This window comes from Streptomyces sp. NPDC053076 (genome assembly GCF_044546845.1).
In the GTDB taxonomy this organism is placed as follows: Bacteria; Actinomycetota; Actinomycetes; order Streptomycetales; family Streptomycetaceae; genus Streptomyces.
The window spans coordinates 309,183-325,258 of sequence record NZ_JBITZL010000004.1 but is presented as its reverse complement, the minus strand read 5'-3'; the positions used below and the strand labels follow the sequence as shown (position 1 = coordinate 325,258).

At 72.7% G+C, this 16,076-nt stretch carries 14 protein-coding genes and 2 pseudogenes; 8 read left to right on the top strand and 8 right to left on the bottom strand.

The features are described from left to right. Positions 1-14 precede the first annotated feature (14 nt). The 5 genes and pseudogenes from ACIGYR_RS18915 to glgX all read right to left on the bottom strand — a co-directional run bounded on the left by ACIGYR_RS18915 (position 15) and on the right by glgX (position 5,577). A complete protein-coding gene (locus ACIGYR_RS18915) occupies positions 15-1,253 on the bottom strand; it encodes a hypothetical protein (protein ID WP_391846987.1) in 1,239 nt (412 codons plus the stop codon). Beyond that, positions 1,253-2,092, bottom strand: a pseudogene (locus ACIGYR_RS18910) (dolichyl-phosphate beta-glucosyltransferase); the annotation flags it as partial. The gene ACIGYR_RS18915 and the pseudogene ACIGYR_RS18910, both read right to left, overlap by 1 nt. A gap of 37 nt (positions 2,093-2,129) precedes the next feature. Next, positions 2,130-2,669, bottom strand: a complete 540-nt coding sequence (locus ACIGYR_RS18905; protein ID WP_399598093.1) for a hypothetical protein — start codon at positions 2,667-2,669, stop codon at positions 2,130-2,132. Positions 2,670-2,679: 10 nt separating this feature from the next. Then, positions 2,680-3,186: a SigE family RNA polymerase sigma factor gene (locus ACIGYR_RS18900; protein WP_391846991.1), complete on the bottom strand. Its 507-nt coding sequence runs from the start codon at positions 3,184-3,186 to the stop codon at positions 2,680-2,682. A 147-nt stretch (positions 3,187-3,333) separates the two neighbouring features. Beyond that, positions 3,334-5,577: a glycogen debranching protein GlgX gene (gene glgX / locus ACIGYR_RS18895; RefSeq protein WP_399598097.1), complete on the bottom strand. Its 2,244-nt coding sequence runs from the start codon at positions 5,575-5,577 to the stop codon at positions 3,334-3,336. Between the two features lie 311 nt (positions 5,578-5,888). Between glgX and ACIGYR_RS18890 the strand changes: the two genes are divergently transcribed. From ACIGYR_RS18890 to ACIGYR_RS18860, 7 genes are all read left to right on the top strand, one after another. Further along, the gene (locus tag ACIGYR_RS18890) at positions 5,889-7,112 is read left to right on the top strand and encodes an Ig-like domain-containing protein (protein ID WP_399598099.1); all 1,224 of its coding nucleotides are present in this window, start codon (positions 5,889-5,891) and stop codon (positions 7,110-7,112) included. Between the two features lie 165 nt (positions 7,113-7,277). Next, entirely contained in the window at positions 7,278-8,495 is a 1,218-nt protein-coding gene (locus ACIGYR_RS18885; RefSeq protein WP_399598101.1) for an Ig-like domain-containing protein, read from the top strand. A 162-nt stretch (positions 8,496-8,657) separates the two neighbouring features. Then, positions 8,658-9,425 (top strand): enoyl-CoA hydratase/isomerase family protein, encoded by a 768-nt coding sequence (locus tag ACIGYR_RS18880; protein WP_399598103.1) that lies wholly within the window; start codon positions 8,658-8,660, stop codon positions 9,423-9,425. A 195-nt stretch (positions 9,426-9,620) separates the two neighbouring features. Further along, a complete protein-coding gene (locus tag ACIGYR_RS18875; RefSeq protein WP_391847396.1) occupies positions 9,621-10,229 on the top strand; it encodes an ATP-binding protein in 609 nt (202 codons plus the stop codon). Between the two features lie 183 nt (positions 10,230-10,412). Further along, positions 10,413-11,219, top strand: a complete 807-nt coding sequence (locus tag ACIGYR_RS18870) for a polysaccharide deacetylase family protein (RefSeq protein ID WP_399598104.1) — start codon at positions 10,413-10,415, stop codon at positions 11,217-11,219. Beyond that, positions 11,219-12,406: a beta-propeller fold lactonase family protein gene (locus tag ACIGYR_RS18865; protein ID WP_399598105.1), complete on the top strand. Its 1,188-nt coding sequence runs from the start codon at positions 11,219-11,221 to the stop codon at positions 12,404-12,406. The genes ACIGYR_RS18870 and ACIGYR_RS18865 overlap by 1 nt, the downstream gene beginning before the upstream one ends. Positions 12,407-12,611: 205 nt before the next feature. Beyond that, entirely contained in the window at positions 12,612-12,824 is a 213-nt protein-coding gene (locus tag ACIGYR_RS18860) for an EF-hand domain-containing protein (protein ID WP_391847397.1), read from the top strand. 61 nt (positions 12,825-12,885) lie between these two features. Here the strand turns inward: ACIGYR_RS18860 and ACIGYR_RS18855 are convergent, their stop codons facing one another. The 3 genes and pseudogenes from ACIGYR_RS18855 to ACIGYR_RS18845 all read right to left on the bottom strand — a co-directional run bounded on the left by ACIGYR_RS18855 (position 12,886) and on the right by ACIGYR_RS18845 (position 14,934). Then, positions 12,886-13,674 carry an ABC transporter ATP-binding protein gene (locus ACIGYR_RS18855; protein WP_399598109.1) on the bottom strand — a complete coding sequence of 263 codons (789 nt, stop codon included), beginning with the start codon at positions 13,672-13,674 and terminating at the stop codon, positions 12,886-12,888. 103 nt (positions 13,675-13,777) lie between these two features. Beyond that, positions 13,778-14,008, bottom strand: a pseudogene (locus ACIGYR_RS18850) (2-isopropylmalate synthase); the annotation flags it as partial. Positions 14,009-14,013: 5 nt separating this feature from the next. Then, on the bottom strand, positions 14,014-14,934 hold the full coding sequence (locus tag ACIGYR_RS18845) for an AraC family transcriptional regulator (RefSeq protein WP_399598112.1): 921 nt from the start codon (positions 14,932-14,934) through the stop codon (positions 14,014-14,016). A gap of 103 nt (positions 14,935-15,037) precedes the next feature. On the opposite strand from ACIGYR_RS18845, the gene ACIGYR_RS18840 reads away from it, so the two are divergent. Further along, entirely contained in the window at positions 15,038-16,030 is a 993-nt protein-coding gene (locus ACIGYR_RS18840) for a zinc-dependent alcohol dehydrogenase family protein (protein WP_399598115.1), read from the top strand. Positions 16,031-16,076 lie beyond the last annotated feature (46 nt).

The following is a 16,076-nucleotide window of genomic DNA, read 5'->3' as shown; positions in this document are numbered from 1 at the left end:
CCCGCCCGGCGGGATCACGGCACCCCCAGTTCGAAGAGGGCGTAGCCGGCGTACGAGCCGGAGGCCAGGGCCGCGATGCCCAGCAGTGTGCACTGCACGGGCAGGCTCAGTCGCCGCATCGCGACGGCGAGCGGCAGGAACAGCGGGAAGCAGGGCAGCAGATAGCGCGAGATGTTGGCGACGATCTGCTGGCTGCCGAGCACCAGGGCCAGGGTGAGGACGGTGTACACGACCAGCACCGCCGGCGGGCGCAGCCGCAGCAACAGCGGCAGCAGCGCGCAGGCGAGCAGGATGACGCCGACCGAGATGACGTCCGCGAAGGGGAACGCGAAGAGATAGTCGAACTTGCCCACGGGCACGGACGTCAGCACGTCGAAGGTCTGCTCGCCGTAGTCGAAGCTGTGCGCCCAGGCACCCGACTGGAGCTTGAAGTAACCGCCCAGGTCGCCCATGCGGTTGCCGACCCACAGCAGGTAGCCGAACAGCCCGATCGGGGCCAGGGCCATGGCGAGGACCGGGCGCAGCACGCCGTCCTCGCGGCGGCGCAGGGAGAGCAGCGCGGCCACGCCGAGCGCGGCGATCAGCGCCGCGGCCGTGGGCCGGTTGAGACCGGCCGCGAAGGTGAGCACACCGGCGGTGAGCCAGCGGCGGGTGAGGACGGCGTGACAGGCCCAGGCGGCCAGGGCCACGTAGAGGGAGTCGGAGTAGACCGCCCACTCCACGCCCGAGCCCGGCCACACCGCCCACAGCCCCGCCGCCGCGAGCCCGGCCCGCCGGCCGCCGAACCGCTCGGCGACGGCGTGGACGCCGAGGGCGGCGGCGAAGGAGGCGACGATCGAGACCAGCAGTCCGGCGCCGTACGAGCCGAGGCCGGTGACCGTCGAGGTCAGCCGCATCAGGGCCGGGTAGAGCGGGAAGAACGCCGCCGAGTTGCCCTCCAGCGTGATCAGGCCGGTGGCGCCCGGGACCGGGACGAGCTTCGGGTCGTAGCCGTGCAGCGCCACCTGCTGGTACCACCAGCCGTCCCAGGTGGCCAGCACGTCCCAGGCGTGCGCCCCGCCGCCGAACCGGGGGTCCTTGGTGCGGTAGTCCCCGGTGGAGGACAGCAGATACATGAAGGAGCAGAAACCGGCCAGCTTCAGCGCGCCGAACAGGGCGAGAACCGGTCCATGACGGCGGCCGGCGGCCCGTAGCCGGGAGCCGGGCGCGGCCCGGGGGGCCGACGCGCGTATGTGGGGCAGGGTCGCCGTCATCCGGTCACCGGCCTCGGACGGCGGCCGGCCAGGTGGCGCCGCATCCGCGCGATCCCGCGCAGGTCCGCCAGCGCGGTGGCGAGGATGTCGACGCTGCTGTCCGGGTCGTCGACCCAGTCCACCGGTACCTCGTGGATCCGCAGGCCCGCCCGCTCGGCCAGCACCAGCAGCTCGGTGTCGAAGAACCACTCCCCGTCCCGCACCTGCGGCAGCAGCCGCTCGGCGGTCTCGCGCCTGACCGCCTTGAAACCGCACTGCGCGTCGGAGAAGCCGACGGCGAGTGTGCAGCGCAGCAGCGCGTTGTAGCAGCGGGATATGACCTCCCGCTTGGTCCCGCGCACCACCCGTGCCCCCGGGGCGAGCCGGGTGCCGATGGCCAGGTCGGAGTGGCCGGAGATCAGCGGGGCGACGAGCGGCAGCAGCGCGGTCAGCCCGGTGGACAGGTCCACGTCCAGGTACGCCAGCACGGGCGCCCGGGACCCCGACCAGGCGGCCCGCAGCGCCCGGCCGCGGCCCTTCTCGGGCAGCCGCAGCGAGGTCACCTCGGGAAGTTCGGCGGCGAGGCGGGCGGCGATGGCCGGGGTGCGGTCGGTGCTCGCGTTGTCGGCGACGGTGATCCGGAACGGGTAGGGGAAGGTGTCCCGCAGATGGGTGTGCAGCCGCCGGACGTTGGGCTCCAGGTCCTTCTCCTCGTTGAACACCGGCACGGCCACGTCCAGGACGGGCTCTTTCCGGAGCGTCCGCAGGGGAGCGCGGCGGGGGGCCGGTGCCCCGGCCGATGGTCGGCTCGGTCGGATGTATGTCACTGTATTTCCCGTTTGTCCTCGTTTTGCGAGCATGGTGAGGGCCTGCGCGAGCAAGGCGGAGTGGCGGGTGTCAGCCGCTCGGGCTGATGACCGACGAGGGCTCGTCCGACGTCTCGGCGGGCGCGGTCGCCGGCGCGGTGGTGCTGCCGCCCCGGGCGGTGGCGGTGGCGGTGGCGGTGGCCGACGGCGGACTGTAGGCGGAGGTGGCCGAACTCCCGGGGCTCACGGGAGGTTCGGAGGTGGTCGTGCCCTGTGTCGGCGAGTAGGTCGGAGTCGACGTCGACGAGGAAGCCGGCTCGCTCGGCGACTGCGACGGTGACGTGCTCGGCTCGGACGTCGGGCTGGTCGCCGGCCGCGGGTGCGGGGCGGTGGGCCGGCCCTCGGTGTGGCCGTGCGGCCACAGGAACAGCCCCAGACCGAGCCCGGCCACCGCGAGGACCGAACCGGCGGCCCGGCGCGCCGCGCGCACCCGGCGCCGGGTGCGCACTCCCGCCCGCAGCGCCTCCCGGTGCCGGGCGTCGAAGGACACCGGCCGGCTGTCCTGGAGCATGAGCTGCGTCAGCTGCCGTTCGAAGTGATCCATGCGATCCGTCTGATCCATGCGGTCCATGGGTCCTCCCTCACCCCACCGGCTCGATGACGTCGGCCAACAGCCGGCGCAGCCGGGCCACCCCGCGCGCGGCGTGGGACCGGGCCGTGCCCACCGGGCAGCCCAAAACCTCGGCGACCTGCCGGTCGGGCAGGTCCTGGTAGTAGCGCAGCACGACGGCGGCCCGCTGCTGCGGGGTCAGCCGGGCGAGCGCCGTCTCCAGCCGGGAGCGCTCGGCGACGGTCGCCGACAGGTCGCCGGCCACCGCCGTCTCGGGCAGCTCCTCCACGGGCCGCTCGCCCCACCAGCGCCGACGCGCCGAGCGGGCCGCGGCCCGCGCCAGCACCTTGCGCACATAAGCCTCCGGCGCCTCGTCGGCGACCTTCGGCCAGACGAACCACAGCTTGACCAAGGACTCCTGCAACAGGTCCTCGGCACGGTGCCGGTCGCCCCCGGTGAGCAGACGGGCCAGATGGAACAACACCGACCAGCGGGCCGCCACGAACGCGTCGTACTCACCGGCCCGAGTCTGCTCCATCCTCACGGTTCCCGTCCTCGCCGGCTGTCTTCCACAAGGGGTAAGGCCCTGGGCCCCCGCCCGCGCTGCACTCGGCGGGCGTGATCCGCGTCACGCACAGCCGGCCCACAGGCCCGGGAATTCTCCCGCACGGCCTTGGCCAGGGATTCAGGCGACCCGCAGCAGCAGCACCGCCCGCGCCGGAACCGTGATGCGGGTCCCCGCCGGATGGACGGTGCCCGGCGCCTCCGCCTGCTCCTCCACGGAGGTGTCCACGACCACCTCGTACCGCTCCGCCCACGGCGGTCCCGGCAGCAGGAAGCCGGCCGGCCGGTCACCCGCGTGCAGCACCGCGAGGAAGCTGTCGTCCACCACCGGCGCGCCCCGCTCGTCCCGGCCCGGGATGTCCCGCCCGGACAGGTACATGCCGAGGGTGGCCGCCGGCGCGTACCAGTCGCCCTCCGTCATCTCCGCCCCCCGCGAGGTGAACCAGGCCAAGTCCCGCAGCCCGTCCGCGGTCTGGGACCGGCCGGAGAAGAAGGCCCGCCGGCGCAGCACCGGATGCCGGTGGCGCAGCGCGATCAGCCGCGCGGTCAGGTCGTACAACGCCCGCCAGCCGGGCTCCCGCAGCAGGGACCAGTCCAGCCAGCTGATCTCGTTGTCCTGGCAGTAGGCGTTGTTGTTGCCGCGCTGGGTGCGGCCGAGTTCGTCGCCGGCCACCAGCATGGGCACGCCGGTGGACAGCAGCAGGGTGGTGAGGAGGTTCCGCAGCTGCCGGCGGCGCAGCGCGCGCACCCGCCCGTCGTCGCTCTCGCCCTCCGCCCCGCAGTTCCAGGACCGGTTGTCGTTCGTGCCGTCCCGGTTGTTCTCGCCGTTGGCCTCGTTGTGCTTGGTCTCGTAGGACACCAGGTCGCGCAGGGTGAAGCCGTCGTGCGCGGTGACGAAGTTGACCGAGGCGTAGGGCCGGCGGCCGCCCCAGGCGTACAGGTCGCTGGAGCCGGACAGGCGGTAGCCCATCTCCCGCACGTCGGGCAGGGCGTGCCGCCAGAAGTCCCGGACGGCGTTGCGGTAGCGGTCGTTCCACTCGGTCCACAGGGGCGGGAAGGCGCCCACCTGGTAGCCGCCGGAGCCGATGTCCCACGGCTCGGCGATCAGCTTCACCCGGCGCAGCACCGGGTCCTGGGCGATCACGGCCAGGAACGGGGAGAGCATGTCGACGTCGTGCATCGAGCGGGCCAGTGCCGCCGCGAGGTCGAAGCGGAAACCGTCCACGCCCATCTCGGTCACCCAGTACCGCAGCGAGTCGGTGATCAGCCGCAGCACCTGGGGCTGGACCACGTGCAGGGTGTTGCCGCAGCCGGTGTAGTCGGCGTACCGGCGGGCGTCGCCCTGGAGCCGGTAGTAGCCGCGGTTGTCGATGCCCTTCAGGGACAGCGTCGGGCCCAGCTCGCCCGCCTCCGCGGTGTGGTTGTAGACCACGTCGAGGATGACCTCGATGCCGGCCGCGTGCAGCGCGCGCACCATCCGCTTGAACTCGCCGACCTGCTGCCCCGCCGTGCCGGAGGCCGCGTAGGCCGCGTGCGGGGCGAAATAGCCGATGGAGTTGTAACCCCAGTAGTTCCTCAGGCCCCGGCGCAGCAGATGGTCCTCGTGCGCGAACTGGTGCACCGGCAGCAGCTCGACGGCCGTGACACCGAGCCCGACCAGGTGCTCGATCGCGGCCGGGTGCGCCAGCCCGGCGTAGGTGCCGCGCAGTTCCTCGGGGATGCCGGGATGGAGCTTGGTGAAGCCCCGGACGTGCAGTTCGTAGATGACCGAGTCCGCCCACGGCGTCTTGGGACGGTGGTCGTCGGACCAGTCGTCGTCGTCGTGGACGACGACGCCCTTCGGGACGTACGGCGCCGAGTCCCGCTCGTCCCGCACGGTGTCGGCGACCTGCTGCTCCGGCCAGTCCCGGACGTGCCCGTACACCTCCGGCGGCAGGCCGAACTCGCCGTCCACCGCGCGCGCGTACGGGTCGAGCAGCAGCTTGGCCCGGTTCCAGCGGGCGCCGGTCCACGGATCCCAGCGGCCGTCGACCCGGTAGCCGTACCGCTGCCCGGGCATCACCCCCGGCACGAAGCCGTGCCAGATCTCGTGCGTCAGTTCGGTCAGCGGGACCTGCGTCTCCCGGCCCCCCGCGTCGAACAGGCACACGCGGACCGCCTCCGCCCCGGCCGCCCACAGGGCGAAGTTGGTGCCGGCGACCCCGTCCGGCCCGACCCGGAACCGGGCCCCCAGCGGGGTCGGCGCACCCGGCCACACGGCCGGGGTGGGCGGTACGGCCCGCCGGGCGCCGTTCACCGCCGCCGGTTCCCCGCTCCCGGCGGCCGGCTCCCCGGCCGGTGCCCGCTGCTCGGCTGCGCTCGTCACTGTCGGCCCTCTTCTCAGTGGCTCGCCCGAGGGGCGCGGTCGGCCGTGCCGCGGAGCCCGGGGAGCGTCTCGGCACCCCGGCCACCGGGCACGACCGCACCCTGACGGCCGGGGGGTGCCCTCCGGATCCTGTCGGCGTCGCGTGGCCGCGCAGGCCGACCGGCTCTGCTCCTCTCAGCCGACCTGATCCGGAGGAACACCCCCCTGACGCGGGCGCGGCGGCTCCCCAACGTGTCGTCCTTCCCTGTGTTCTGCCCAGTGCGTGGCTCGCACTCACGTTTCCCCGTGCGGGCCCGGTCGTTGAGTCCCGCGTGAGGCACGTACTAGGACGCGCACGGCGCGCGGGGGCCGCGCTGGCCGCCGTACTGACATGGGCGGGGCTGCTCTCGGGCTGCTCCGCGGACGGACCGGGACCACTGGGCATGGACGGGGCGCTGGGCAAACCCCCGGCCCCCGAGGACGTCATCCGGGTGGTCCCCGATGACAACAGCAAGGGCGTACGCCCGGACGAGCGGATGCGGATCCGGGTGCCCGGGGGGCGCCTGGAGAAGGTGACCGTCGTCAGGTCGCAGGACGCGCAGGACACGCCGGTCCCGGGCCGCATCAGCGAGGACGGACTGACCTGGCTGCCCGACGAGGACCGGCTGGCGCTCGCCGCCAAGTACACCGCCGACGTGGTCGCGCTGGACTCGCACGGCCGCCGCTCGGCCCGGCACACCACCTTCACCACCTACGTTCCCGACGAGCGGTTCATCGGCTACGTCACCCCCGAGAACCGTGCCACCGTCGGCACCGGGATGATCGTCTCGCTCGCCTTCAGCCGGGAGATCGAGAACCGGGCCGCCGTCGAGCGGGCCGTCCACGTCACCGCCCGGCCGCCCGTCGAGATCCGCCCGCACTGGTTCGGCAAGGACCGCCTGGACTTCCGCCCCGAGCAGTACTGGAAGCCCGGCACCGAGGTCACCGTCGACCTGGACCTGCGCGACGTCGAGGGCGCCCGGGGCGTCTACGGCCTGCAGGACAAGACGTTCTCCTTCACCGTCGGCCGCAGCCAGGTCTCCCTGGTCGACGTGACCAAGCACACCATGGACGTCCGGCGCGACGGGCAGCTCCTGGCCACCGTCCCCATCACCGCGGGCGCTCCCAAGCACCCGAGCTACAACGGGAAGATGGTGGTGATGGACATGCTGGAGGTCACCCGCATGAACAGTCAGACCGTCGGCTTCGGCGGCGAGTACGACATCCCCGACGTCCCGCACGCCATGAAGCTCACCGACTCCGGCACCTTCCTGCACGGCAACTACTGGGCCCCGGACGCCCCCGGAGTGACCAACGTCAGCCACGGCTGCGTGGGTCTGAGGGACGTCAAGGGGGGCGGCTCGGACACCCCGGCGGGCTGGTTCTTCGACCGCAGCCTCGTCGGTGACGTCATCGAGGTGATCCACAGCAAGGACAAGACGGTCGCACCGGACAACGGACTCGGCGGCTGGAACATGACCTGGAAGGAGTGGAGAGCGGGCAGCGCGGTGAAGTGACCCGGGGGCGGGGGCGGGGGCGCGGGGCGAGGGTGCCAGGCGGAAGTTGCGACGGAACGGTGACATTCGCCTGACACCGCACTCAAATCCTGGCAGTTAATATGCGCGCACAAAGAGGTGGGGAGCGGGCCTGACCTGGCCCGGCGAGGGGAGAACAACTTGAACATGCGGCCTGTAGCGGGGGCGTCGGCACGGGGGCGGCGAGGCCGTAGGGGACTGGCACTCATAGCCGGCGCCCTGGTGCTGTCCCTCACCGCGTGCGGCGGAGGCGGGGACGCGGGCGCCGGGGACGGGAAGGGCAAGGGTGACGAGCGGGCCGGGCAGTCCACGGCCGCCGTCACTATCGCGCCCAAGTCCGGCGCCACCGGCGTCGACACCAGCGGCGCGCTCAAGGTCGGCGTCGCCAGGGGCAAGCTGACCGAGGTCACCGTCAAGGACGAGAAGGGCGCGAAGGTCGCCGGGGCCATCACCGGGGGCGGCGCGTCCTGGACGCCGTCCACCCATCTGGCCGCCGCCACCAAGTACACCGTGCACGCGGTCGCGAAGGACTCGGAGGGCCGTGAGGCCGCCGAGGACGCCACCTTCACCACGCTCACCCCGAAGAACACCTTCGTCGGCAACTTCACCCCCGAGGACGGCTCCACGGTGGGCGTCGGGATGCCGTTCTCCATCCACTTCACGCGGGGCATCACCAGCCCGGCCGCGGTCGAGAAGGCCATCCGCATCAGGACCGAGCCGGCCGTCGACGTCGAGGGCCACTGGTTCGGCAACGACCGCCTGGACTTCCGCCCCGAGAAGTACTGGAAGGCCGGCACCAAGGTCACCGTCGACCTCGACCTGGACGGCGTCGAGGGCCGTGACGGTGTCTACGGCGAGCAGCGCAAGACCGTGAAGTTCACCATCGGCCGCGACCAGGTCTCCGTCGTGGACGCCAAGAAGCACACGATGAAGGTCACCCAGGACGGCAAGGTCGTCAAGACCATCCCGGTGACCACCGGCAAGCCCGGTTACGAGACCTGGAACGGCCAGATGGTCATGAGCGAGAAGCTCACCGTGACCCGCATGAACGGCGAGACCGTCGGTTACGGCGGCGAGTACGACATCAAGGACGTCCCGCACGCCATCCGCCTCACCACTTCCGGCACCTTCGTCCACGGCAACTACTGGGGCGGCGACGCCTTCGGCAACTACAACGCCAGCCACGGCTGCGTGGGCCTGAGCGACGTGCGCGGCGGCTACGACAGCTCCGTCCCGGCGGCCTGGTTCTTCAACCACTCGATGATCGGTGACGTGGTGGTCGTCAAGAACTCCGACGACCGCACGGTGGCCCCGGACAACGGCCTCAACGGCTGGAACATGTCCTGGGCCGACTGGAAGAAGTGACCCCTTCCCGGCGTACGGGCCCGGTGCTGTGAGGAACGGCACCGGGCCCGTCGGCGTCAGTCGCCGTGCTGTGTCTGTCTGGGGGACGACCCCCGGACCCGCGGCCGGGTGTGATCGACGGCACCGGGCCCGCGGCCGTTAGTCACCGTTAACCTGAGCCCCATGACCGTCACTCTGGAAGTCGCCGAAGGCGTCGGCACCATGCGGCTGGACCGGCCGCCGATGAACGCGCTGGACATCGCCACCCAGGACCGGCTCAAGGAGCTGGCCGAGGAGGCCACACGCCGAGACGACGTGCGCGCCGTGGTGATCTACGGCGGCGAGCGGGTGTTCGCGGCGGGCGCGGACATCAAGGAGATGCAGAACATGGACCATGCCGCGATGGTCCAGCGCTCCCGCGGCCTGCAGGACGCCTTCACCGCCGTCGCCCGCATCCCCAAGCCCGTCGTCGCCGCCGTCACCGGCTACGCGCTCGGCGGCGGCTGCGAACTGGCCCTGTGCGCCGACTACCGCATCGCCGCCGACAACGCCAAGCTCGGCCAGCCCGAGATCCTGCTCGGACTGATCCCCGGCGCCGGCGGCACCCAGCGGCTGCCCCGGCTGATCGGCCCCTCCAAGGCCAAGGACCTGATCTTCACGGGTCGTCAGGTCAGGGCCGACGAGGCGCTGGCGATCGGCCTGGTGGACCGGGTCGTCCCGGCCGCCGAGGTGTACGAGCAGGCGCACGCCTGGGCCGCGAAGCTCGCGCAGGGCCCGGCGATCGCGCTGCGTGCGGCGAAGGAGTCCGTCGACACCGGTCTGGAGACCGACATCGACACCGGGCTCGCCGTCGAACGGAACTGGTTCGCCGGTCTGTTCGCCACCGAGGACCGCGAGCGCGGCATGCGCAGCTTCGTGGAGGAGGGGCCGGGCAAGGCCAGGTTCCTCTGAACCGTCGACGGCGTGAACGTCCCGCCGACTCCCGTGCGGATTCTCCTGCCTGACGCGTCGTCTCCTTGGGGTCCCTCGATGGGGCGGTTTATGGGAGCCTTAAGGCAGCCTTAAATCTGTTCTGTCGAGGGAGTCCGGCGCTTGCCCGGCAGCGAGCCGTCTTCGCAGGTCAACCGGGATGCGCCGGACATCGACATGCCGAGGGCATATGCCGGTCGACAGGCGCGGAACGGGGGCGTGCGGGGGGCGTATTCCTCCGGAACGGCCCCCAAGTCGGCTCCCGACGGCCATCATGGGGGCATGGCGGGGCTGGAGGGCATCGAACAGCCGCGGGGACACAGCCGTGCAGCCGCGGCGCGCTGGTCGCCCGCGGTCGAGGACGAACAGGCGCTCAAGGCGCTCGAACTGTTCGGCAACCCGACGGAGGCGGAGGTCCCGCTGCCGTCCCGCCCGGAATCCGCGGCCACCGCCCGCCGGCTCGCCCAGATCGTCGTTCTGCGCACCTGGCGACTCACCCCCAAGCTGGCCGAAGACGCCGTCCTACTCGTGTCGGAACTCGTCGGCAACGCCGTCCGGCACACCGGCGCCCGCGTCTTCGGCCTGCGGATGCGCCGCCGCCCCGGCTGGATCCGGGTGGAGGTCCGCGACCCCTCGCGCGGGCTGCCCTGTCTGATGCCGGTCCAGGAGACGGACGTCAGCGGCCGGGGGCTGTTCCTCGTGGACAAGCTCTCCGACCGGTGGGGCGTCGATCTGCTCCCGCGCGGCAAGACGACCTGGTTCGAGATGCGAGTCGCCGACCGTTAGGGCTGTCATGCGCATCCTGCCGGGACGGCCCGGCAGGCACGGCCGCCCGGAGCCGGCCCGATCCGGAGGAAGGGCCCCGGCCCGGCCCGTTCCGGGCGCGGCTGTGCGGAGACGGCGGGGGCCGCGACCCGAGAACACCCCCAAACCGGCTAATCGGCGGTTTTCTTACCCATCGCCCCTTAAATGGTGCGGGTGACCACCACCAACCGACGCGGGGCACTGCGCGCGGGCGCCGGGCTCGTCACCGGCGGCGCGCTCGCCACCGGCTGCGGCTCCGGCCCGGCCGCTCCACCCGCCGCCCCGGCCTCCGCGTCCCCGTCCGCCGTCCGCGGGTCCGGCAGACCCGCGGCCACCGCCCAGGCCGCCCCCGCCGCCCGTGCCTACCCCGGGCAGCCCGTCCAGATCACCCACGGCCCGCGCTCCCGCCCCCAGGTGGCCCTCACCTTCCACGGCCAGGGCGACCCCGCCCTCGCCCACTCCCTGCTGAGCGAGGCCGAGAAGCAGGGCGCCCGGCTCACCGTGCTCGCCGTCGGCACCTGGCTGGACGAGCACCCGGACCTCGCCCGGCGCATCCTCGACGGCGGCCACGACCTCGGCAACCACACCCAGCGGCACATCGGCATCAACACCCTGGCCGAGGCGGACGCCCGCAGGGAGATCACCGACTGCGCCGAGCGGCTGAAGCGGCTCACCGGATCCATCGGCACCTGGTTCCGCCCCTCCCGCGCCCCGGCCGCCTCCCCGCTCGTCGCGCGGCTGGCCCGCACCGCCGGCTACCCGCACGTGCTGTCGTACGACGTCGACTCGCTCGACTACACCGCCCCCGGCGCCGCCGCCGTCACCCGCAAGGTCCTCGCCGAGGTGCGCGGCGGGTCGGTGGTGAGCCTGCACTTCGGATACGCGGACACGGTCGCCGCCCTCCCCGACGTCCTGACCGAACTCGGCCGCCGCGGACTGCGCGCGGTCACCACCACGGAGCTGCTGAGCTGATGCGAACCACGAAAGCCGCCCGCCTGCTGGCCGCCGGTGCCGCCGCCACCGCCCTGACGCTGCTCTCCGCGTGCGGTGGCGGGCCGGACTCTCACGAGAGCGAGACCCTCACCAGCAAGGCGCCGGTGCAACCGCGGGTGCGGCAGCCGCGGGTGAACGTGCTGCCCGGGATGCCGCCGGTCGAGGACCCCGCCGACCTGTACTCCGCCGACCGGCCGAACCGGCTCTCGCCCGTGGTCAAGGACTTCCCCTCCCGGGTGTACGTCCCCAACACCAACTCCGACACGGTCACCGTCATCGACCCGGCGACCTACCAAGTCGTCGAGACCGTCCGGGTCGGCCGCCAGCCCCAGCACGTCGTACCCTCCTGGGACCTGAAGACCCTCTGGGTGAACAACGACCTCGGCAACACCCTCACCCCGATCGACCCGCGCACCGGCCGGGCCGGCGCGCCGGTCGACGTGCACGACCCGTACAACCTCTACTTCACGCCCGACGGCAAGTACGCCGTCGTCATGGCCTCCATGGACCGCCAGCTGGTCTTCCGGGACGCGCACACCATGAAGGTCGTCAAGGCCCTCCCGGTCAGCTGCTACGGCGTCAACCACGCCGACTTCTCGATCGACGGCCGCTACTTCATCGTCTCCTGCGAGTTCAGCGGCGAGATCCTCAAGGTCGACACCGCGCGGATGGAGGTCCTCCGGCACGAGAAGCTGCCGCTCCACGGCGCCATGCCGCAGGACGTCAAGGTCTCACCGGACGGCAAGCTGTTCTACATCGCGGACATGATGGCGGACGGTGTGTGGATCCTCGACGGCGACAAGTTCACCCGGCCCCGGTTCCTCGCCACCGGCAAGGGCGCGCACGGCCTGTACGTCAGCCGCGACTCCCGCGTGATGTACATCTCCAACCGGGGCGAGGGCTCCATCTCGGTCTTCGACTTCACCCGTGACCGGCTCACCGCCAAGTGGCGTCTGCCCGGCGGCGGCAGCCCCGACATGGGCGGTGTCTCCGCCGACGGCAAGGTGCTGTGGCTGTCCGGCCGGTACAACTCCGAGGTGTACGCCATCGACACCCGCACCGGCACCCAACTGGCCCGGATCAAGGTCGGCAGCGGCCCGCACGGCCTCGCCGTCTACCCCCAGCCCGGCCGCTACTCGCTCGGGCACACCGGTATCTTCCGCTGAGACGTCGCCGCCCGGCCGGGCGGGCGGCAAGCGCGGAAGGCCGGCTCCCGCGAACTGCCCGCCCTCGTGAACCGGCGGGCCGCCCCGCCGCACGCCAAGGACGTCGCCCGGTGGTCGCGGCACTCCGGGCTCGCACGGGCCGTTAATCTGACCTGCGTCAGTACGCCAGCACGGCATGAGAAACACGAGCAAAAGGGGCGGATCGGTGCCGGACATCGAGGAAGCACGCAAGCAGTTCCAGCGGATAGACGCGGACGGTGACGGGTTCATCACCGCGGCGGAGTTCAAGTCCGCCCTCGCGCAGCAGGGTGACTGGAACGTCACCGAGACGGTCGCCGAGGCCATCATCAGGACCCGCGACCTCAACGGCGACAAGGTGCTGTCGTTCGACGAGTTCTGGACCTACCTGAACAAGTGACCCGATGACGGCAGGGGACGCCCCGTCCCGCGCGGACCGGGCGCTCCCTGCCGTCGTCATCTCACCCGGCGCGCCGGATGCGCACGCTCCAGCGGCCATCGTGCCGCTCCAGCGCCAGCGGCAGGTCGAAGCACGTGCCGACCTGGTCACCGGTGAGCACCGACTCGACCGGCCCCGAGGCCAGCACCCGCCCCTCGCGCAGCAGCACGGCATGCGTGGTGCCCGCCGGCAGCTCCTCCAGATGATGGGTGACCAGCACCGTCGCCAGCGCCGGACGGGCCGCCCGCAGCTCCTCCAGCGCCTCGATCAGCTGCTCCCGGCCGGGCAGATCCAGACCGGTCGCCGGCTCGTCCAGGAGCAGCAGCCGCGGCTCGGGCATCAGCGCCCGCGCGATCAGTGTCCGGCCCCGCTGCCCGTGCGAGAGTGTCGGCCACCGGGCGTCCCGGAAGGCGCCCAGCCCCAGTGTGACCAGCAGCGCATCGGCCCGCGCCACCTGATGCGGAGTCGGCCGCCACCGCGGCACCGGCTCGATCGAGTTGGTCACCCCGGTGAGCACCACGTCCCGTACCCGCAGCGGCGAGGTCAGCGGATGGCGCGGGTTGACGTGCCCGACCCGCGTCCGCAGCTCACGCAGATCCACCCGGCCCAGCCGGCGCCCGAGCACCTCCACCGTGCCCCGGGTCGGATGCACCAGTGCGCCCAGCAGCCCGAGCAGCGTGGACTTGCCCGCGCCGTTGGCGCCGAGCAGCGCCCAGTGCTCACCGGCCCGGACGGTCAGGGACACCTCCTGGAGCAGGCACCGGCCGTCCCGCACGACGTGCACGTCCTCGGCACGCAGTACCTCCGTCATCGCAGCCCCCGGTTCACCGCGGACAGCACCGCGAGCACGGCGGCCGACGGGCCGGTGCCCGCGCCCCAGGCCGCGACGCCGTCCACCCGGCACTCGGCGAAGGCCGTACCGCGTCGATGTCGCTGAAGTCGACCATCGGGTCGACCCCTTGGGCGAAGAGGTTCAGGGCCAGGGTCACCAGATCGACGTTACCGGTGCGCTCGCCGTTGCCGAACAGGCAGCCCTCCACCCGCTGGGCACCGGCCGGCACGGCGAGTTCGGCGCACGCGACCCCCGTCCCGCGGTCGTTGTGCGGGTGCACCGAGAGGATCACGGAGTCCCGGCGGGAGAGGTTGAGGCTCACCCCGCCGCGGCCCGGCGGTACCGCCCCGGCGGCATCCCGAACTCCCGTTTGAACGCCTTGGCGAAGGCGAACTCCGAGGTGTATCCGGTCCGTTCGGCCACCTCGCGCAGCGACATGTCGTCGTGGCGCAGCAACCGCCCCGCCGTGGTCATCCGCCACCACGTCAGGTACGCCAGCGGCGGCTCGCCCACCAGCGCCGTGAACCGGCGTGCGAACGCCGCGCGGGACAACCCGCCGGCCGCACCCAGCTGCGCCACCGTCCAGTCGCGTGCCGGATCGCCGTGGATCGCGCGCAGCGCCACCGCGACCGCCGGATCGGCCAGTGCCGCCGCCCAGCCCCGCTTCCGGCCCGCGGCCCGCTCGCTCTCCCACCAGGCCCGCAGGATGTACAGCAGCAGGGTGTCCAGCAGCGACGTGACGATCGCGTCGGTGCCCGGCCGCTGCTCCTCCAGCTCCATCCCCAGCAGCTCCACCGCCGCCCGCAGCGAGCGGTGGCCGCCCACCCGGGCGGGCAGGTGCACCACCTGGGGCAGCTCGGCCAGCAGCCGGTGCGCCCGGTCCCGGTCGAGCCGGTAGGTGCCGCACAGGGTGACGGTGTCCGGGCAGCCCTCGCGCGCTTCCTCGGGCGGACCGCTCCAGGTGCCGTCGGGCAGCAGCCGTACCTCGCGCAGCGGCGCGTCGAGCCCGCTGGCCAGCCCGTGTCCCTGCCCGTGCGCGAGGAAGACGACATCCCCCGGCGCCAGCGCCACCGGATCCCCGTCCCGCGGGATCAGCCAGGCCGAGCCGCGCAGCACCACATGGAAACCGGGCTCGTCGGAGTCGGCCCATCTAAGGCCCCAGGGCGCGTACTTGTACCGGCGCGCGGAGTGCGGCCGGCCGGTCCGCATGGCGGCGACCACGTCACTGAGTACGTCCATGCGCCGACCCTAGCCCACACATCCACCTACGGAAGACGATCGGACAGGAAACCGAGATCGGCAGACATGGAGAGTCTTCCGTTCCGGCCGTAGCGTCGACGGCATGTCAACCACCGCACGCACAGTGCTCTTCAACGAACTCGGCGGCCCCGACGTCCTCAGGGTCGAGCAGGTCGAGCTGCCCGCGCCCGGTCCGGGCGAGGTCCTGGTCAGGGTCGAGGCGCTCGGCCTCAACCGCGCCGAGGCGATGCTCCGTTCCGGTGCCTACTTCTACCTTCCGGCCCTGCCCGGCTCGCGCAACGGCTACGAGGCGGCCGGTGAGGTGACGGCGGTCGGCCCGGAGGTGACCGACTTCGCGCCGGGCGACCTCGTGCTGTCGGCGGCCAACTTCAACCTCAGCTCCCACGGGGTCTACGGCGACCACGTGCTGCTGCCCGAGACCTCGCTGCTGCTCCGCCCGGCCGGCGCCGACGCGGTCACCGCGGCGGCCGTCTGGCTCACCTACACCACCGCGTACGGCGCCCTGGTCGAGCGGGCGGGCCTGCGGGCCGGCGACCACGTGCTGATCACCGGGGCGTCCAGCGGGGTCGGCACCGCCGCGATCCAGACGGCCCGGCGGGCCGGAGCGGTCCCGATCGCCACCACCCGCACCGAGGGCAAGCGGCAGGCGCTGCTCGACCTCGGCGCCGAGCACGTCATCGTCACCGAGCGGGAGGAGGTCACCGAGGAGACCCGGCGGCTGACCGGCGGCCGGGGCGCCGACATCGTGCTGGACGCGATCGGCGGACCGTACCTGCGGGAGCTGGGCGCGGCGACGGCCGCCGACGGCACGCTGATCAGCTACGGCTGGCTGGCCGAGCGCCCCACGGAACTGCCGATGCAGTGGCCGCTGACCGTCCACGGCTACAGCAACCTCGACCTCACCGGCACCGCCGACGGTCGCCGCCGGGCCGGCCACTACCTCGCGTCGGGGCTGGCCGACGGCACGCTCCGCCCGGTGATCGGCGAGGTCTTCGACGGCCTGGACCGGATCGTGGACGCCCACCGGCTGATGGAGTCCAACGCGCACACCGGAAAGATCGTCGTACGGATCTGAGGCCCGGCCGGCTCGGGGGTGACCCCCGGGCGTGACGGCCTGTGCC